This window comes from Vibrio sp. bablab_jr001 (assembly GCF_016464285.1).
Classification (GTDB): Bacteria; Pseudomonadota; Gammaproteobacteria; order Enterobacterales; family Vibrionaceae; genus Vibrio; species Vibrio fluvialis.
Map to the genome: position 1 here is coordinate 1 of NZ_JACDWZ010000113.1, position 19,156 is coordinate 19,156.

Consider the following 19,156-nt stretch of genomic DNA (forward strand, 5'->3'; position numbering starts at 1 on the left):
AAAAACAGCTTTCCGAATTTTAAGAATTTGCTTGGCGACCATAGCGTTTTGGACCCACCTGATTCCATTCCGAACTCAGAAGTGAAACGAAACAGCGTCGATGGTAGTGTGGGGTTTCCCCATGTGAGAGTAGAACATCGCCAGGCTTTAAATTTTAAGAGCCCGTTGTCAGACGGGCTTTTTTAGTCCACGGACAAAAGATTTCGTGTGCTGATATGGCTCAGTCGGTAGAGCGCATCCTTGGTAAGGATGAGGTCCCCAGTTCGATTCTGGGTATCAGCACCATTTATTCGATACGCGACACGCGGTCAAAAAATTTGTTTGGCGACCATAGCACTTTGGACCCACCTGATTCCATTCCGAACTCAGAAGTGAAACGAAGTAGCGCCGATGGTAGTGTGGGGTTTCCCCATGTGAGAGTAGGACATCGCCAGGCTCTATTCTAAAGTCCTGACTGAAAAGTCAGGGCTTTCTCGTTTTCAGCTAATAACGTTATCACACACTATTCTATCCAAGTAAAAAGCCTCGATTGTATCGAGGCTTTTTACTATTTGTTCTTCTGGTCATTGAGTTGCCAGTTATACTCGTATTTCAACTTGCCTTGATAATCTGCAAGTTCGGGGCGGTAGGTGGCTAAATGCTGTATCAGTGCTTGTTGGGAGCCAAAGTCTTCGCTAAACCAGTCGTAAATGGAAGAAATGACCCACTGATTTCCCTCTTTGTGTGCGCCTTTCGTGCTATTGATAAACGTGCGTGCCGCTCGCTCCAATAATCGTTCACGGTTCTCTGCTGTAAAAGCCTCTCCTTGCAAGTTGGGACAACCTAAGCTGGCACAGTTCACCGCATAATGGGTCCGAGGGTCACGCCAAATCGGGCGTAAAATGCGATGCTCGATATCATTTAATGTTACCGCCTGACCTTGAATCGTAAGCAGCTCTTCATCCCAAGGGCCAAAGCTTAACCAGCTACCTAATTTGGTGATGGAAGATACCGGGTAATTCGCCATGATCAACTGCACCGTTGTTGCATTATACAGATTGACCCAATAGGCATACTGCTGAGGCTTCGTTAACGTGCGAGGGTCAATATTGCTAAGATATTCGATGTAGTGATTGAGAGACTGCTGATCCTCATTGCTCACGGCAGAATAACGGAACAAGCTGTATTCACCTTGTGTGACTAAGTAGCGGTCAAGTATTTGCTGCCAGGCTTGATGTGAAATGGATACCGATTGAGTTACTGAGCTGCTGTTCCAAAGAGGCCAAAGTTCAGCTTTAGGTGCAGCCCAACTTGTGGCAGATAAGGTTGATAACAGAATGGCGATAAGAGGTTTCATAACATTGGACCGGTTTAGTATCGTGCTGATAAGACCCGATGATGTTGGACTTTCTTTCAGGGATAAAAAAGGGCTGCGAAGCAGCCCGTATGGTTATTTCAGAAAGCTTGGGATTTTCGCTTCATATTCGGCAATTTTGCTCTCATGTTGCAGAGTTAGACCGATGTTGTCCAAGCCATTCAGTAAGCAGTGACGACGAAACTCGTCAATCTCAAATGAATAACTTTTTCCATTTGCGGATACTGTCATTGACTCTAAGTCGACAGTAATTTCTGCACCTTCGTTGGCCTCAACATAAGTAAACAGTTCATCTACCTCTTGTTCGGTCAGACGAACAGGCACCATTTGGTTGTTAATGGAGTTACCATAGAAGATGTCCGCAAAGCTTGGCGCGATCATGACACGAATGCCGTAATCAGCCAGCGCCCAAGGAGCATGTTCACGCGACGAACCACAACCGAAGTTTTCACGCGCCAGCAGAATGCTAGCCCCTTGATAACGCGGTTTATTCATCACGAAATCCGGATTTGGCTGTTGACCCGCATCATCAAGGAAGCGCCAGTCGTGGAATAGGTGCTTACCAAAACCGATACGGTTTACTTTCTGCAGAAATTGCTTTGGAATGATAGCATCCGTATCGACGTTTGCCGCATCCAGAGGAACCACTAAGCCTGTATGTTGTTGAAAACCTGCCATTGAATATTTCCTCTGTCCTTAGTTAATTTCACGAATATCGACGAAGTGGCCTGCAATTGCGGCGGCCGCGGCCATCGCCGGGCTGACGAGGTGAGTACGACCATCGCGACCCTGACGACCTTCGAAGTTACGGTTTGACGTTGATGCGCAGCGTTCTCCTGGACCTAAGCGGTCATTGTTCATCGCCAGACACATCGAACAACCCGGCAGACGCCATTCAAAACCTGCTTCGATAAAGATCTTATCCAGGCCTTCAGCTTCCGCCTGAGCTTTAACTTGCTCTGAACCTGGGACGATCAGAGCCTGAACGTGACCTGCTACTTTCTTGCCTTTCGCTACGGCAGCTGCGGCACGCATGTCTTCAATGCGCGAGTTGGTACAAGAACCGACAAACACCTTGTCTACCTTGTAGTCAGCCAGCATTTTACCCGCTTCTAAGCCCATGTAGGCCAGCGCTTTTTCAGCCGAAGCGCGCTCAACCGGATCACTGAATGAGGCTGGAGATGGAATCGGTTGATCGACCGCGATAACCTGACCTGGGTTCGTGCCCCAAGTGATTTGTGGTTTGATGTCGGCAGCGTTGAGCGTCACCACAGCATCAAACTGTGCATCTTCATCAGTCTTAAAGGTTTGCCAGTATTCCACTGCCGCATCCCAATCTGCGCCAGTCGGCGCGAACTTGCGACCTTTGATGTAGTTGAAGGTGGTGTCATCCGGCGCAATTAAGCCCGCTTTGGCGCCGAGTTCGATCGCCATGTTACACACGGTCATGCGGCCTTCCATGGACAGGTCGCGAATCGCTTCGCCGCAGAATTCAACGACGTAACCTGTACCGCCTGCTGCAGTGGTCTTGCCAATGATCGCAAGCACGATGTCTTTCGCGGTAATGCCCGGTGCCACTTTACCCTGAACGTCGATTTTCATGGTTTTGGCGCGGGCTTGCTTCAATGTTTGTGTCGCCAGTACGTGTTCTACTTCTGATGTACCGATACCAAACGCTAGTGAGCCAAACGCGCCGTGTGTTGCGGTGTGTGAGTCACCACATACGATGGTCATTGCTGGCAGAGTAATGCCCAACTCTGGTCCCATGACATGGACGATACCCTGATATTTGTGGTTGATGTCATACAGAGTCACACCGAACTCTTCACAGTTTTTTGACAGCGTTTCCATCTGGATGCGAGCCATTTCACCAGAGGCATTGATGTCTTTAGTGGTGGTTGACACGTTATGGTCCATGGTGGCGAATGTTTTACCGACCTGGCGCACTTGGCGCCCTTTTTCACGCAGGCCATCAAAGGCTTGCGGAGAAGTCACTTCGTGCACTAAGTGACGATCGATGTACAAAATTGGGTTCTCGCCCTGCGCCGCAACGACAACGTGCGCATCATAGATTTTTTCGTATAAGGTTTTTGCTTGTGACATTGCTTCTTCCTTGAGCTCAAAGAGCTAAATGGAGCCGGAGCGTCGCCGGCTCTGCGAATTATGCGTTCTGAATGTAGGCGGCGATGATATCGCCCATTTCACTGGTCGACAGTGCAGGTTTGTTGCCCGCCAGGTCCGCCGTTAGCTGACCGGCTGACAGCGCTTTGCCTACTGCGGTTTCAATCGCTTGAGCCGCTTCTTCTTCACCCAGACTGTAACGTAGCATCAGAGCGGCTGACAGGATCTGCGCAACCGGGTTAGCGATGTTCTTACCCGCGATATCCGGTGCGCTGCCGCCTGCTGGTTCATACAGGCCGAATTTGCTTTCGTTCATACTTGCCGAAGGCAGCATGCCCATCGAGCCTGTGATCATGGCGCATTCATCAGAGATGATGTCACCAAAGATGTTGGAGCACAGCATCACATCAAACTGCGCAGGATCTTTAATCAGCTGCATGGTCGCGTTGTCGATGTACATGTGTGATAGCTCGACATCCGGGTAATCTTTGGCAATCTCGCTGACCACTTCACGCCACAGAATAGAGCTTTGCAGCACGTTGGCTTTATCGATAGAACAGACTTTTTTACGACGCGGACGTGCAGACTCAAACGCAATCTTGGCAATACGCTCAATCTCAAAGCGGTGGTACACCTCGGTGTCGAACGCTTTCTCATTGGCGCCTTCGCCTTCACGGCCTTTGGGCTGACCGAAGTAGATGCCACCGGTTAACTCGCGAACCACAACAATGTCAAAGCCGCGGTCAGAGATGTCAGCGCGCAATGGTGAAAATGCTTCCAAACCCTTGTGGATTTGCGCCGGGCGCAAGTTGCAGAATAGTTGGAAATGCTTACGCAGAGGCAACAGTGCACCACGCTCAGGCTGATCATTGGGTGGCAGATGTTCCCATTTCGGACCGCCAACTGAACCGAACAGAACCGCGTCAGAATCTTCACAAGCTTGCAGCGTGCTTTCTGGGAGTGGGCAACCGTGATTGTCAATCGCGATACCGCCGACATCATGTTCTTCACGCACGAAAGCTAACTGAAATTTCTGTTCGATAGCGTCCAGCACTTTGTGTGCCTGCTGCATTACTTCTGGGCCGATGCCATCACCCGGAAGTACGGCAATCTTGTAAGTTTTGTCTGTCATGCGAATCCTTTACTTATTTAATCGTTATTCGTTCAAAGTTGTGTTTGTGATAGCGGCGGCATTACACCGACGCTACTTTCTTTTTCTGTTTGATTTCGGCGATTTGGTCTGCGCGATGAATGCTGTTGATGACATGCAGCAGCGCCTGACCTGAGGCTTCAACGATATCGGTAGATACACCGGTACCGTGATATTTACGGCCTTTGTAGTTAGCAATAATGTCAGCCTGGCCCAATCCATCTTCGCCTTCCCCTTTCGCAGTCAGGTCGAATTTATCCAGTACGATATCGTAACCAGTGATGCGGTAAATACACTGATATAGAGCATCGACCGGGCCATTACCGACGGCCGCTTCACACTTCTCATCATCGCCACATTGCAGCTTAATTGAGGTGGTCGCCATTACACTACCAGATTGCACGCTCAAGTAGTTCAATTTATAGAAATCATCTTCTTCACGCAGATTAGAGAAATGCATCAACGCTTCCAAATCGTAGTCAAATACCTGGCCTTTACGGTCGGCTAATTTCAAGAAGTCTTCGTACAGGGCGTCTAGGTTATATTCGTTTTCGTTGTAACCCATGGATTCCATGTGGCTCTTCACCGCTGCGCGGCCGCTGCGGCTGGTTAGGTTCAACGCTTGGTTTTTCAGACCAATGGACTCTGGAGTCATGATTTCGTAGGTGTTTTTGTTCTTCAGCATGCCGTCCTGGTGGATACCTGAAGAGTGGCTGAAGGCGTTGGCACCGACGATAGCTTTGTTGCTTTGAATCGGCATATTGCACAATTGGCTAACCAGTTTGCTGGTGCGGCTGATTTCATCGTGTTTGAAGTTGGTGGTCACGCCAAGTAAATCCTGACGCGTTTTGATGATCATCGCGATTTCTTCCAGCGCACAGTTACCCGCACGCTCACCAATACCGTTAATGGTACCTTCAATCTGACGGGCACCGGCTTGCACAGCGGCAATGGAGTTGGCAACGGACAAGCCTAAGTCATCGTGGCAGTGTACGGAAATCACGGCTTTATCGATGTTAGGTACTCGATTGAACAGTTGCTCAATGATGCCACCAAATTCGCTTGGCAGGGTGTAACCCACGGTATCTGGAATGTTGATGGTGCTTGCTCCCGCATTAATGGCAGCTTCAACCATACGACATAGGTTGTCGATGGGAGTACGGCCCGCATCTTCACAGGAGAATTCCACATCGTCAGTGTACTGACGTGCATGTTTCACGGCTTTGACGGCCATCTCGACCACATCGTCGTAAGTGCGGCGTAATTTGTCTTGAACGTGAATGGTGGAAGTAGCAAGGAAGGTGTGAATACGGAAGGCTTCAGCGACTTTTAACGCTTCGGCAGCGGCGTCAATGTCTTTCGCAACGGCTCGCGAAAGTGCACAGATGCGACTGTTCTTAATATGTTTGGCGATGGTTTGTACGGATTCGAAATCGCCAGGTGATGATACAGGGAAGCCTGCCTCGATCACGTCGACACCCAGACGCTCGAGTGCGAAAGCAATTTGCAGCTTCTCCTTAACGGTTAAGCTGGCTGATAATGCTTGTTCACCATCGCGTAAGGTGGTGTCGAATATAATGACCTGATCGTTCATGTTTGCTTCCTCATTCCGAGAGTTAATCGTTTACTTCCTGGATTTAGTTATAAAAAAACCCGCATCATGTGCGGGTTTTTGTGTTTCTGTTGTGGTGTCTTTCTTCCACAGCCTACCCGCGCGATTGGTTCACGATAAGGAGCAGGCTCAGGAGTAGAGAAAAACGAGTTGTCATTAGTAACAATCCACAATTTAAGTTAACAAATTAGTACCGCACTCGCTGAGTGACGTCAACCCTAAAGTTGATTTTTTATTCATGCTCAAGAGCTTTTGGTTTCAAGGCTCTGAAAATTAGCATTTTCTGCTGAGTCGGCGGTTTTTTATCCTGATGCTATTCAGTCACAAAAGATACTTCTATAATTCATCGATTGATGAATAGGCGGAATCAAAAATGAGTACAAGGAAAGCGGGGCGTCCTCAACAACCCACGGATGTGCGTGAATTGCTGTTGCAGCACGCCAAAGAACTGTTCACCGTGATGGATTACGACAAAGTGTCGACCCGGTTGATTGCCCAAAAAGCGCAAGTCGATATTGGCATGATTCGCTACTACTTTGGCAGCAAAGGAGGGCTGTTTGAAACCATGTTGCGTGAAACGCTGGCTCCTATGAAAGAGCAGATCGATCATCTGCTGGCAGACAGCAATCACCAGAACCTGACTGAAGTGATGCGGACCTACTATCGCGAGATGATTAAGGTGCCACATTTCCCGCGCTTGATCATGCAGGTGATGCAGATGCCGCCATCGGAACTGCAGCGCCAGTTGATCGAAAAAGTGATTCTGGATGTGACTAAACCTGTTCAGGATATGATGTTCCAGAAATTGATTCAGCGTGGCGTGGTTCGTCCCGATGTAGATCCTCAGCTTTGCAGGGTCTCTTATATCAGCTTGATGGTGTTTCCGTTTATCGCCCCGCGGGCTTTGCTGGCCGTGCATGGTATTGAACTCAATGAGGAGTTTCTGGATCGTTTGATTGAACACAACATTCGCTTAATGGAGCAGGGCTTTCTAATCGTGGATTAGCATCCGCATTGATTGTCATCCATTTACAAACAAAGCATCACGGATTTGTCATCTCCTCCTCTTATCTTGTGCCTAGATAGGAGACTCAACAAGGAGAGGAGGTGCTTATGCGTGCCATCGAGCCTATCGCTAAGCTGGACTTAGCCTTTTCAATTTTCTGCTTACAGCACAAATTCAATCAACCTATTGCCCGCGTAAGCAAAGCAGTCTCGCATACCGGCGATGGTCATCTTTATGCTTTGTTTGGCGCTCTGGCATGGTGGCTGGATGGTCAACACGGCCAGTATTTTCTGTTGGCTGGCTTGCTCGCCTTTGCGATCGAACTGCCAATCTATTGGGGGCTGAAAAACAGTTTTCAGCGCCGCCGCCCACAAGAGCTCTCACCACTGCTGACGGCTTTTATCACACCATCTGATCGCTACAGTTTACCTTCAGGGCACACCGCTGCGGCTTTTGTAATGGCAACGCTCATCGGGCAGTTTTACCCGGAAATCTACGGCCTTGCACTGATGTGGGCGGTGTTAATTGGCAGTGCGCGTATTCTGCTTGGGGTTCATTTTCTTACTGATGTGATTATTGGTGCCATGCTGGGAACGGGATGTGCCACGCTCTCATTCACACTGCTGGAGTATATGGCTTGAAAATATTGTATGGCGTACAAGGTACAGGCAATGGCCACATCACGCGCGCGCGCGCGATGTGTGAAGCATTTTCACAGCGCGATGCAAACGTTGATTTTCTTTTTTCAGGTCGTGAGCAGAACAAGTATTTTTCGATGGAATGTTTTGGCCGTTACCAAACTCGCCGCGGATTGACGTTCTCGACTCATCAGGGGCAAGTTAATTACGTCAAAACGGCTTTTAACAACAGCCCGATGCAGTTAATGCGAGAAATTAAGCAGCTTGATTTGTCTGCTTACGATTTGATTATTAACGACTTTGAACCTGTCTCAGCCTGGGCTGCCAAGCGTCAGGGCATTCCTTGTATTGGCATCAGTCACCAGAACGCATTCCGCTATCCGGTACCGCTCAAAGGAGCGAATTGGCTGGACAAGCTGATCATGCAACGCTTTGCGCCTGCCGATTATCATCTGGGGTTGCATTGGTATCACTTTGACCAGCCAATCCTGCCACCGATTGTGCATACGGCCGGGCTTTCCTCCATCAGTCAGGATTACATTCTGGTCTATTTGCCGTTTGAGCAGATTGACCATGTGTGTGAGTTACTGTTTCGTTTTGTGAATCAACATTTTGTTTTCTATCACCCGAATGTGATGGAAGAAGAGGTGATTGAGAATGTTGAATTACGCCCACTATGTCACAGCAAATTTCACCAGCATCTGCAGCACTGTGCTGGTGTGATTGCCAATGGCGGATTTGAATTGCCTTCTGAGGCGCTCTCGTTGGGCAAAAAGCTGCTACTGAAACCGCTGAATGGCCAGTTTGAACAACAAAGTAATGTCGCGACCTTAGATATTTTGGGGCTCGCTTCGGTGATGGATTTTCTTGACGCTTCTGCGGTGAGTAAGTGGTTGGATGAAAAGCAGGCTGAACGCGTGGTCTATCCGAATGTCGCCAATGCGATCGCCGACTGGGTATTGCAGGGACGCTGGCATGATCATTCTGAACTTTGTCATTCACTGTGGCAGCAAGTCGACTTCCCGAGTTACGTTTCCATTAATTAATGACGCTGTAGATTGCAAAAATGCTAACTTATAGCGAGCGTGAATATTAGTTGTTGCGCATAAGTTCAATCATTAATCTCGTCAATGTTTTATAAAAAAGCCATTGATATCGATTTTTATGTTTTTTTATAAAAAGCTAATATTTTGAAAAATATTGGCTTTTTTTCTAATTGGGTAAAATAAACTGAGATTTTATCAATCTTATTGCTATTCGATAAATTAATGGTTGATAGTAACGGCCAGCCCGGAAACATCTGGGGAATAAATACTACAAATAGCGGTTATCTATTCGCCAACCCAAATTCATTGTGTCACTGATCATCCAGCGACATAGATCAGAATAACAATAAGAGGCGTGCCTAATGTTAGACAAAAAAGATCCGATGAGCGCGATTGCGAGCTATCGAATGGAAAGCACTCTACGTGGTGTGGACCTCAACCTGTTGACGGTTTTCGATGCCGTAATGCAAGAGCAGAATATTACTCGTGCCGCGCACAATCTCGGAATGTCACAACCTGCAGTCAGTAACGCGGTTGCTCGTCTGAAAGTGATGTTCAATGATGAACTCTTTATGCGCCAGGGACGTGGTATTCAGCCAACCCAACGAGCTCGTCAGCTTTTCGGTCCTATTCGTCAGGCACTGCAACTGATCCGTAATGAACTGCCAAGTTCCGTGTTCTCTCCGGAGACATCGACCCGCCTGTTTAAACTGGCAATTTGCAGCCCATGTGATATCCGTTTTGCACCTAAAATTATATCCAGCATCTATGAGCAGGCGCCAAGTGTGCAGCTGCATCTGGATGCGGAATTCGATCGCAAACTGGCTGAGCGCATGCGCTACCAGGAAATTGACTTTGTGATTGATTATGCTCGCTTTGACGAGCAGGGTTTTTCCAGCACCGAAATCTTCCAGGATGAGCTGGTGGTAGTGGCTGCAAAATCTCACCCTCGCATGCAGGGTGCAGTCACTCGTGAAGCGCTGGCCAACGAGCAACACGCTAAACTGTCAAAAATTCATGGTCAACGCAGCTTCTCTGAACAGGCGTATCGTGATTTGGATTGCCAGCCAAGCTATGAAGGCACCAGCCTGAGCAACGTACTCTACGTGGTCGGTCAGTCTGAACTGGTGACGATTGCGCCGCGTTGGATGGTAGAAAATGCCGCCAATAAAGATCAGCTCCAAGTTCTGGAATTCCCGTTTGATAATGGCAGCATCAGTGGTTATCTGAGCTGGCACGAATCAAGCGAAAAAGACAAAGGACACATTTGGTTACGAGATCAATTGATGATGATTTGCGGAGAAGTGGTTGCGTTGAAATAACGCCAAACGCCTCTTTATTTAGCCTTAGGTTAGGAAGCCCTGATCTAAGGCTTTTTTATTGGCTGTAAGCCAAGGTTTAGTTGATAACTTTGACATCCGTCAGTTGCCTTTTTTAAGGCTGAATGTACACTTGTGCGCTCAAAAGAGCTTACAGGTGTAAGCTATAGGTAAATAAGATGGCCAATTTAGATTTTCATATCGTAAAACGCATTCGGGAGCAGGTTGCTTCTGGCGGTAGTCGTATCGCGTTGAAACATAAAATGGACAACGAATGGCAGGGCATCAGCTGGACTCAGTTTGGCGATGAGATGGATGCAATGTCGATGGCGTTACTGACATTCGGAATGGATGTTCAGGACAAGATCGGGATTTTTTCCAACAATATGCCTCAATGGACGATCGCCGATTTTGCAGCGTTGCAGATCCGGGCAGTAACCGTGCCGATTTACCCGACCAATACTGCCGAACAGGCTGCTTACATTCTGCAGGATGCGGATGTCAAAGTGTTGTTTGTTGGCGAACAGCCGCAGTTTGATGCTGCCGTCGCCATGTTTGAACAATGTGGTCAACTCCAGCTGATCGTGGCGATGAGTGATGCGATTGAGCTTGGCGACTTTGAATTTGCCATGAGCTGGAAAGCGTTTGTTGCTTTGGGCGAGAATACATCGCGCGCGTTGCTTGATGAACGTCTGGATCAGGCCAGCGATGATGATCTGTTTACACTGATTTATACCTCGGGGACTACAGGTAAACCTAAAGGCGTGATGCTCGATTACCGCAATGTCGGCGCGCAGCTTGAAGGTCATGATCTGCGCCTGAACCTGAGCCGTGATGACGTGTCGCTGTGTTTCCTGCCGCTGTCACATGTGTTTGAGCGCGCTTGGACCTGCTACGTGCTGTATAAAGGTGCAACCAACTGCTATTTGCAGGACGTGGGGCAGGTGCGTGATGCTCTGAGTCAGGTCCGTCCGACTGTGATGTGTGCAGTTCCGCGATTCTATGAAAAAATCTTCTCGGCGATTCATGAAAAAGTCGCCCGCGCGCCGCTGCATCGTAAAGTCATGTTCACCTGGTCGGTCAACATGGGCGCGAAGATGGCGTTGTGTCATCAGGAAAAACGCTCGCCATCCTGGCTACTGAAAAAGAGCCATCAGTTGGCAGACAAACTGGTGCTGAGTAAACTGCGTGCGTTATTAGGTGGACGTATTAACTTTATGCCTTGTGGCGGTGCGAAGCTGGACGAAACCATTGGCCGCTTTTTCCACGCCATCGGTATTAATGTCAAACTGGGCTACGGCATGACCGAAACCACCGCGACTGTCTCCTGTTGGGATGACCAATGTTTTGACCCGGACTCAATCGGCATGGCTATGCCGGGTGCTCAGGTGAAAATTGGTGAGAACAATGAAATTTTGGTTCGTGGCCCGATGGTGATGCGTGGCTACTACAAGATGCCGGAAGAAACGGCACAGTCGTTTGATGAACATGGCTTCCTGAAAACGGGCGACGCCGGACATATTGACGAGCAGGGTAACCTTTTTATTACTGACCGTATCAAAGAGCTGATGAAAACGTCAGGTGGTAAATACATTGCACCGCAAGTGATCGAAGGCGCGATTGGCAAGGATCATTTTATCGAGCAGATCGCTGTCATTGCTGACACGCGCAAGTTTGTGTCCGCGTTGATCGTGCCATGTTTTGATACTTTGGAAGAGTACGCCAAAGAGCTGAACATCAAATATCATGATCGTCTGGAGCTGATCAAACACAGCCAAATCATTGAGATGTTTGAAAAGCGGGTGAACGAGTTACAACATGGCTTAGCTAAGTTTGAGCAAGTCAAACGCTTCAAGTTGCTACCAAAAGCCTTTTCGATGGATGATGGTGAACTGACACCAACGCAAAAACTGCGTAGAAAAGTCATTAATGACCGTTATCAGGATGAAATCGAAGAAATGTACCAAGATAAGCCAAAAGACAAACGTTCTTAGGTTTGTTTCCGCTTTATACCGAGCCTTTATATCCCCGCCAGGTTTTCCTTACGGGGATGTTTATTTTTACGCAGTGACAAAATCCATCGCTCTTACCTATTTTCTGTGGTTTTTATTTGGCTCTAACAAAATATTCCACTTTTTTTAATCCACTAAATTGCTCTCTGGTCTGAATCTCGCGTCAGATTTGGAATTGAATACTTAATATCCGTTTTTTTGCCATATCTTGTTAAAAATGCGCCATTTTCACCGTTAGACCTGATGAAAAGAAAGCGTTACAGTTGTTGCGTTACCTTAGTGCTTGTTATGACAAGTACGGGACATAGCCGAAAGCGGAGAGTTTTCGAATTAGGCTACGAATAAGCCCTAACTATGTATAACCAGATCCTTTTACTGACCTTGTGATTGGCACTGGTAAGGAGAAAATATGGCAATGTTATCCGGCGCAGAGATGGTGGTTCAGTCTCTGATCGAAGAAGGCGTAGAACAAATTTTTGGATACCCTGGCGGTTCCGTTCTTGATATCTACGACGCCCTCCACGAAAAAACCGACAAAATCAAACACGTTCTCGTTCGTCATGAACAAGCCGCAACTCATATGGCCGATGGCTACGCACGTGCAACTGGTAAGCCGGGTGTGGTGTTAGTCTGTTCAGGCCCGGGTGCGACCAATACCGTTACTGGTATTGCCACTGCTTATATGGATTCCATTCCGATGATCGTTATCTCTGGTAACGTTGCGACCAATCTGATTGGTAACGATGCATTCCAGGAGTGTGACATTGTCGGCGTATCGCGTCCGATCGTAAAACACAGCTTTTTGGTGAAGAAAGCGGAAGATATTCCTGATACGATCAAAAAAGCCTTTTATATCGCCTCAACTGGCCGTCCCGGCCCGGTGGTGATCGATCTTCCTAAGGACGTGATGAACCCGCAGATCAAACTGCCGTACCAATACCCTGAATCGATTAAGATGCGTTCTTACAACCCGACCACATCGGGTCATAAAGGACAGATCAAAAAAGCACTGAAAGCGTTGCTGGAAGCGAAGAAGCCAGTGCTGTACATCGGTGGTGGGGCAATCATCTCTGAAGCGCACCAACAAGTGTTCAAGTTGGCAGAATCGTTAAACTTGCCAGTCGTCAGTACTCTGATGGGATTGGGCGCGTTTCCTGGTACGCATAAAAACTTCCTCGGTATGTTGGGTATGCATGGGATGTATGAAGCCAACATGGCGATGCATAACTCGGATCTGATTTTTGGTGTGGGCGTCCGTTTTGACGACCGTACCACCAATAACCTCGAAAAATACTGTCCGAATGCCAAAGTGATGCACATCGATATCGATCCGTCTTCGATCTCGAAAAACGTCAAAGTTGATCTGCCGATTGTCGGTTCGGCAGATCAGGTGCTGGAAACCATGCTCAAGCTGCTGGCCGAACAGGAAGGCAGTAATGACGAGCAGGCGATGGACAGCTGGTGGAGTGAGATTCAGAGCTGGCGCGAGCGTCAGTGTCTGGCTTACGAAACCTCTGCTGAGCGTATTAAACCGCAGCAAGTTATTGAAACCTTACATAAGCTCACCAATGGTGATGCGTATGTGGCGTCAGATGTGGGCCAGCACCAAATGTTTGCCGCGCTGTACTACCCATTTAACAAGCCGCGTCGCTGGATCAACTCGGGTGGCCTTGGCACGATGGGCTTTGGCCTGCCAGCTGGTATGGGCGTGAAGTTTGCGATGCCGGATGAAGAAGTGGTGGTGGTAACAGGGGATGGCAGTATCCAGATGAACATTCAGGAGCTGTCGACTGCACTGCAGTACGATATTCCAGTCAAAATCATCAACCTGAACAACCGCTTTCTGGGGATGGTGAAACAGTGGCAGGATATTATTTATCAGGGCCGTCACTCTAACTCGTACATGAGTTCTGTGCCGGATTTTGCAGCTATCGCAGAAGCTTACGGTCACGTGGGTATTCGAATTTCAACACCGGATGAATTGGAATCTGGCTTGAAGAAAGCGCTGGAGATGAAAGATCGACTGGTGTTTGTGGATATTAACGTTGATGAAACGGAGCACGTCTACCCAATGCAGATAAAAGGCGAGGGGATGGACAAAATGTGGTTGAGCAAAACGGAGAGAACTTAAGATGAGACACATTATTTCGCTATTACTAGAAAACCAGCCAGGTGCTCTGTCTCGTGTTGTCGGTTTGTTCTCGCAGCGTGGTTACAACATCGAGAGTCTGAACGTATCGCCAACTGATGATGAGACGTTATCACGCCTGAACATCACAACTACCTCGGATGAAATGCAGCTGGAGCAAATCCAGAAGCAGCTGCATAAGCTGATCGACGTCCTGAAAGTTCAGGAAGTGTCTGAGTTTGAGCACATTGAGCGTGAGTTGATGTTGGTGAAAGTCAAAGCCAGTGGTTTTGCCCGTGCTGAAGTAAAACGTACCGCTGATATTTTCCGTGGTCAGATTGTGGATGTGACAGCCTCGCAATACACCGTGCAGCTTGCAGGTGCCAGTGAAAAACTCGATGCTTTTATTGATGCGATTGCTGAAGTCACCGAAGTGATTGAAGTGGCCCGCAGTGGTGTTGTTGGGATTGCGCGTGGAGAACGAGCGCTACGTGGTTAATCAGTATTCAATGAAATAAAAAACCAGCCGTTTGGCTGGTTTTTTATTTCTCAATCAAACGGAGCTGAGACTCCATTTTGCTGCATTAGTGCAGAATACGCGCACGAATCGTGCCGTCGATCTCTTTCAGTTTCGCCAATGCTTCTTCTGAACGTTCCGCTTCAACATCGACAACCACGTAGCCAATATCAGCAGACGTTTGCAGGTACTGCGCCGCAATGTTGATACCGTCTTGAGCAAAGATGGTGTTGATTTGAGTCAGAATACCTGGACGGTTCTCGTGAATATGCAATAGACGAGAAGTGTTGCGGTGTTCTGGCAGAGAAACTTCCGGGAAGTTGACGCTCGACAGCGTTGAACCGTTGTCTGAGTATTTCGCCAGTTTGCCCGCGACTTCAATACCGATGTTCTCTTGCGCTTCCTGAGTTGAGCCGCCCACGTGCGGAGTCAGAATCACGTTGTCGAACTTCATCAGTGGTGATTCAAACGCTTCTTTGTTTGACGCTGGCTCAGTCGGGAATACGTCGATGGCTGCACCAGACAGATGACCCGATTCCATTGCATCGCAAAGCGCTGGGATATCGACCACGGTGCCGCGCGCTGCGTTGATGAAGATTGAGCCTGGTTTCATGCGTGCAAATTCTTCTTTGCCCATCATGTTTTTAGTTTCTGGAGTTTCAGGCACGTGCAGAGAAATCACGTCACATTTATTCAGCAGTTCGCTCATGGTGTGAACTTGAGTGGCGTTGCCCAGCGACAGTTTGTTTTCAATGTCGTAGTAGTAAACGTGCATACCCAGGTTTTCAGCAATGATACCTAACTGAGTACCAATGTGACCGTAACCGATGATGCCCAGGCGTTTTCCACGTGCTTCGTAAGAGTTGTCGGCACTCTTTTTCCAGATACCGCGGTGAGCCAGAGCGTTTTTCTCCGGAATGCCGCGCAGCAGAAGCAGGATTTCGCCCAGAACCAGCTCGGCCACACTGCGAGTGTTTGAGAACGGTGCGTTAAACACCGGAATACCACGTTTAGCTGCAGCGCTCAGGTTAACTTGGTTCGTACCGATACAGAAACAGCCGATCGCAACCAGTTTATCTGCAGCGTTGATGACGTTTTCGGTCAGATTAGTGCGCGAGCGGATACCAATGAAGTGAACATCTTTAATGGCTTCGATCAGTTCTGATTCTTCCAGGGAGCCCTTGTGGTATTCAATGTTGCTATAGCCGGCAGCTTGCAGAACTTCTACTGAAGATGGATGAAGTCCTTCAAGGAGTAGGATTTTAATTTTGTCTTTTTCCAGTGAAACTTTGGCCATTATTCTCGTCCTTAAATATGGGAAGGTGGGCTAATGAAGCGAACATAAAGCGAAACGTGCAATAACTGAGCCTTTTATAAGAAAGCAAACGTTTGCATTGTGTATCTTCTACGCAATAAATTAACAAACTTTTTTTGTTTTGGGTAAGAAAATTACGGAATAAGGCATAATTTTCTTAGAGAAAAGAAACAAAAAACGGCACCCTGAGTGCCGTTTGTAATCTAATGACGGAAAAAAGACGCTTTTTCCAATCTTATTCTTCGATTTTCGCCCCTTCAGGGGTGCCGGTGATAACAACGTCAGCACCACGGTGGGCGAACAGACCGTTCGTTACCACACCTGCAATCGCGTTGATTTTGCTTTCCAGATCTTTCGCATCTGTAATGCGCATGTTGTACACATCCAGGATGATGTTGCCATTGTCTGTGACTACGCCTTCACGGTAAACCGGATCGCCGCCCAGTTTGACCAGTTCGCGCGCGACATAAGAGCGCGCCATCGGAATCACTTCCACTGGCAGTGGGAAAGCCCCCAATACGTCAACTGCTTTGGTGCCATCAACGATACAAATGAATTTGTCCGCAATCGCTGCCACGATTTTTTCGCGGGTCAGCGCCGCACCACCACCTTTGATCATTTCACGGTGTGCGTTAATTTCGTCTGCTCCATCCACATACACATCCAGACCAGCGACGTCGTTGCAGTCGAACACTTCAATACCTAAACCTTTCAGTTTTTCCGTGGAAGCAATCGAGCTTGATACAGCCCCTTTGATGTCATCTTTGATCGAACCCAGAGCGTCGATGAAGTGATTCACCGTTGAACCGGTGCCAACACCGACAATGCTGCCTTTCTCTACATATTTCAGTGCAGCCCAACCGGCGGCTTTTTTCATTTCATCTTGAGTCATGCCTATCTCCTGATTTCGATTCTGTGGGGGAACGCGTTTGCGCGGCGCGATTATACCCTCAAACCAACGGGAGATGTACTCTGATAGCGGCATAATCACCTCACTTAATTATGCAGAGATCACGCTTTCCACTGCCAAATTTGGCTGGGGGTGATGATCTTCGGTAGCGGTATATCCCAGGCTTCGGTAGGCAGCTGTTCAACATGCTGACAATCATGTGCCAGTCCCATAGGCTGGGCACCTTCCCCGGTTTTAAACCAATGCGCCAACGTACGATCGTAATAGCCGCCACCCATGCCAAGGCGATGGCCGTGAGAGTCGAATGCAACTAAAGGTGTGCAGATAAGATCGAGCTCTTTAACCGGTTTCACCAGTGTTTGGTCGAGTTTTGGCTCCAGAATACCGAATTTGTTATACGTCATCGGCGTGGAGCTTTGATAGTGAAGAAATAGCAGGTGACCCGCAGAAAAGGGATGTAATACGGGCAGGTAGACGGCTTTGCCTTGCGACCATAACCATTCGATCAGCGGTTGAGTGTCGAGCTCGCCGTCGGTCGACAGGTAAAGAGCAATATGATGACAGGTTTGCATTTCAGGCAGAGCGGCAAAACGGCGGATCAAATCCTGGCTCGCTTGATATTGAATGTCGCTGGACAGCTGATTGCGTTGTTGGCGAACGAGCTTACGCAGCTCATGACGAGAGTATTGCATAGAGGGACCCCAGAGTGCCGTTGAGGATTGTAGCCCTTGAACCAGCTGGTTCAAGGCGGATCAGCAATGATAACCGTAGGCTTCTCGGTACAAGCCGAGCATGCTCAATAGCTACCAAGTACTAACCCTTACGTGTTGCTTATCGGCTCAGGGACATAAATCCGCTGACGAACACTCCAGGGAAAATCTTTGGATGGTAAAGGCTACAGCTCTCCTGGCTTGACTTTACTGAGTGCTTCTTCAAGCGAAGCCGTGAGCTTTTCCATTCGCTCGCTCATTTCCGACTGCTGGCCATCTTTTTCTTGCTGCTTGGTTTGCAGCTCATAACAGATGTTCAGTGCGGCGATTGTCAGTAACTTTACCTCATTCGATACCTTAGTACGATCAGCCATTTCTTTCAATCGTCGGTCGAGGTCCTGTGCGGCACGCAACAATGGTTCTTCTTGCCCTGGCGGACAATTGACCCGTGTTACTTTGCCTAAAATTTCAACGTCAACCGCTTGATTACTCATGATAAATGAACTCTATTGGCGTAACTAAAGATGATATCGCTTACGTGACCATCGAGGGTCAAACTATAGGTAAAGCGTTCCTAAGATTCAAGCTTTTCACACACGGAAGCTAGATTTGGTTGGGCAAAAACACAGTTCTTGGGCAATTTGCATAAAAGCTGGTCACAATTGGCGACGCGAGCGTTTTCGCCGGATCGTTGAAGTGGTACGATTGGACATATTTTTTTAATGACGAGCCCATTATGAGCGACAACACTTTTCCAAATTATGCAAACTTAGCCTCCGAACTGCAATCGGCATCACTGGGTGTCACGCCGGCAGAGTTGCACGGTTTGCTCACCGGTATGCTGGCTGGCGGGTTGAGTTTGAGCGATAAAAGTTGGCAGCCGCTGATTTTTGATTACACCAATGATGGTATGGGCTGGCCGATGCAGGTGCTGGCACTGGCTGAGCAGACGCTCAAAGCGACTAACGCAGAACTGACCAGTACCGATTTAGAATTGACTCTGATGTTGCCAGTCACAGAAGGTGAAGAAGCACTGTTCCAATTTGCTGATAGCGTGGCGGAATGGGTTAATCATTTCATTTCCGGCCTGGGGTTGGTCGGCGCGAAATTACAGAGTGCGTCAGACGTCGCGAAAGAAGCGCTGGAAGATCTGGAAGAGATCGCCAAGCTGGGTATCGATGAAGAAGATGATTTTGAAGAGCAGGCTCAGTTACTGGAGCAAGTCATTGAGCACGTGAAGGCCTGCGTTCTGACGCTACACGCAGAATTCGGCGTCAAACCACAACAAGATTCTGAACCAACCATTCATTAAGTGAGG

General features: G+C 48.3%; 17 protein-coding genes, 1 tRNA gene, 2 rRNA genes and 1 other RNA gene. 11 read left to right on the forward strand and 10 right to left on the reverse strand.

The genetic code is table 11. The features are described 5' to 3' along the window. Positions 1–30 precede the first annotated feature (30 nt). The 3 genes from rrf (JIG40_RS21670) (at position 31) to rrf (JIG40_RS21680) (ending at position 436) form a co-directional block, all read left to right on the forward strand. A 5S ribosomal RNA gene (rrf, locus tag JIG40_RS21670) occupies positions 31–146 on the forward strand. Positions 147–209: 63 nt separating this feature from the next. Then, a tRNA-Thr gene (locus JIG40_RS21675) sits at positions 210–285 on the forward strand. Positions 286–320: 35 nt separating this feature from the next. Beyond that, positions 321–436: ribosomal RNA gene (gene rrf / locus JIG40_RS21680) — 5S ribosomal RNA — on the forward strand. A 111-nt stretch (positions 437–547) separates the two neighbouring features. Here rrf (JIG40_RS21680) and JIG40_RS21685 read toward each other — a convergent pair. From JIG40_RS21685 to leuA, 5 genes are all read right to left on the reverse strand, one after another. Continuing rightward, positions 548–1,336 carry a DUF547 domain-containing protein gene (locus JIG40_RS21685; RefSeq protein WP_143683481.1) on the reverse strand — a complete coding sequence of 263 codons (789 nt, stop codon included), beginning with the start codon at positions 1,334–1,336 and terminating at the stop codon, positions 548–550. Positions 1,337–1,429: 93 nt separating this feature from the next. Continuing rightward, the gene (gene leuD / locus JIG40_RS21690) at positions 1,430–2,032 is read right to left on the reverse strand and encodes a 3-isopropylmalate dehydratase small subunit (protein WP_020332131.1); all 603 of its coding nucleotides are present in this window, start codon (positions 2,030–2,032) and stop codon (positions 1,430–1,432) included. Positions 2,033–2,050: 18 nt separating this feature from the next. Further along, positions 2,051–3,457, reverse strand: coding sequence for a 3-isopropylmalate dehydratase large subunit (gene leuC / locus JIG40_RS21695; RefSeq protein WP_020332132.1), 1,407 nt, complete (start codon positions 3,455–3,457; stop codon positions 2,051–2,053). Positions 3,458–3,515: 58 nt separating this feature from the next. Beyond that, a complete protein-coding gene (gene leuB / locus JIG40_RS21700; RefSeq protein ID WP_199466079.1) occupies positions 3,516–4,607 on the reverse strand; it encodes a 3-isopropylmalate dehydrogenase in 1,092 nt (363 codons plus the stop codon). Positions 4,608–4,668: 61 nt separating this feature from the next. Continuing rightward, positions 4,669–6,219, reverse strand: coding sequence for a 2-isopropylmalate synthase (leuA, locus tag JIG40_RS21705; RefSeq protein ID WP_020332134.1), 1,551 nt, complete (start codon positions 6,217–6,219; stop codon positions 4,669–4,671). A 391-nt stretch (positions 6,220–6,610) separates the two neighbouring features. On the opposite strand from leuA, the gene JIG40_RS21710 reads away from it, so the two are divergent. From JIG40_RS21710 to ilvN, 7 genes are all read left to right on the forward strand, one after another. Beyond that, complete coding sequence (locus tag JIG40_RS21710) at positions 6,611–7,243, forward strand: TetR/AcrR family transcriptional regulator (RefSeq protein WP_047457655.1); 633 nt, start codon at positions 6,611–6,613, stop codon at positions 7,241–7,243. A gap of 107 nt (positions 7,244–7,350) precedes the next feature. Further along, on the forward strand, positions 7,351–7,884 hold the full coding sequence (locus JIG40_RS21715) for a phosphatase PAP2 family protein (RefSeq protein ID WP_020432374.1): 534 nt from the start codon (positions 7,351–7,353) through the stop codon (positions 7,882–7,884). Further along, on the forward strand, positions 7,881–8,927 hold the full coding sequence (locus JIG40_RS21720; RefSeq protein ID WP_199466080.1) for an MJ1255/VC2487 family glycosyltransferase: 1,047 nt from the start codon (positions 7,881–7,883) through the stop codon (positions 8,925–8,927). The genes JIG40_RS21715 and JIG40_RS21720 overlap by 4 nt, the downstream gene beginning before the upstream one ends. A gap of 362 nt (positions 8,928–9,289) precedes the next feature. Continuing rightward, positions 9,290–10,249: a transcriptional regulator LeuO gene (gene leuO, locus JIG40_RS21725; RefSeq protein WP_199466081.1), complete on the forward strand. Its 960-nt coding sequence runs from the start codon at positions 9,290–9,292 to the stop codon at positions 10,247–10,249. Between the two features lie 176 nt (positions 10,250–10,425). Next, complete coding sequence (locus JIG40_RS21730) at positions 10,426–12,240, forward strand: long-chain fatty acid--CoA ligase (RefSeq protein WP_199466082.1); 1,815 nt, start codon at positions 10,426–10,428, stop codon at positions 12,238–12,240. Positions 12,241–12,667: 427 nt separating this feature from the next. Further along, positions 12,668–14,389: an acetolactate synthase 3 large subunit gene (locus tag JIG40_RS21735; RefSeq protein WP_199466083.1), complete on the forward strand. Its 1,722-nt coding sequence runs from the start codon at positions 12,668–12,670 to the stop codon at positions 14,387–14,389. Position 14,390: 1 nt separating this feature from the next. Continuing rightward, positions 14,391–14,885: an acetolactate synthase small subunit gene (gene ilvN, locus JIG40_RS21740; RefSeq protein ID WP_020332142.1), complete on the forward strand. Its 495-nt coding sequence runs from the start codon at positions 14,391–14,393 to the stop codon at positions 14,883–14,885. A gap of 85 nt (positions 14,886–14,970) precedes the next feature. Here ilvN and serA read toward each other — a convergent pair whose 3' ends face one another. The 5 genes from serA to JIG40_RS21765 all read right to left on the reverse strand — a co-directional run bounded on the left by serA (position 14,971) and on the right by JIG40_RS21765 (position 18,332). After that, positions 14,971–16,200 carry a phosphoglycerate dehydrogenase gene (gene serA, locus JIG40_RS21745; protein WP_024373485.1) on the reverse strand — a complete coding sequence of 410 codons (1,230 nt, stop codon included), beginning with the start codon at positions 16,198–16,200 and terminating at the stop codon, positions 14,971–14,973. Positions 16,201–16,453: 253 nt separating this feature from the next. Beyond that, positions 16,454–17,110 carry a ribose-5-phosphate isomerase RpiA gene (rpiA, locus tag JIG40_RS21750; protein ID WP_158147115.1) on the reverse strand — a complete coding sequence of 219 codons (657 nt, stop codon included), beginning with the start codon at positions 17,108–17,110 and terminating at the stop codon, positions 16,454–16,456. A 119-nt stretch (positions 17,111–17,229) separates the two neighbouring features. Continuing rightward, the gene (locus tag JIG40_RS21755; RefSeq protein WP_055452835.1) at positions 17,230–17,820 is read right to left on the reverse strand and encodes a 5-formyltetrahydrofolate cyclo-ligase; all 591 of its coding nucleotides are present in this window, start codon (positions 17,818–17,820) and stop codon (positions 17,230–17,232) included. A gap of 2 nt (positions 17,821–17,822) precedes the next feature. Further along, a non-coding RNA gene (gene ssrS, locus JIG40_RS21760) (6S RNA) lies at positions 17,823–18,006 on the reverse strand. A gap of 17 nt (positions 18,007–18,023) precedes the next feature. Next, positions 18,024–18,332 carry a cell division protein ZapA gene (locus JIG40_RS21765; RefSeq protein WP_024373483.1) on the reverse strand — a complete coding sequence of 103 codons (309 nt, stop codon included), beginning with the start codon at positions 18,330–18,332 and terminating at the stop codon, positions 18,024–18,026. A 242-nt stretch (positions 18,333–18,574) separates the two neighbouring features. Between JIG40_RS21765 and JIG40_RS21770 the strand changes: the two genes are divergently transcribed. After that, on the forward strand, positions 18,575–19,150 hold the full coding sequence (locus JIG40_RS21770; RefSeq protein WP_100268737.1) for a YecA family protein: 576 nt from the start codon (positions 18,575–18,577) through the stop codon (positions 19,148–19,150). Positions 19,151–19,156 lie beyond the last annotated feature (6 nt).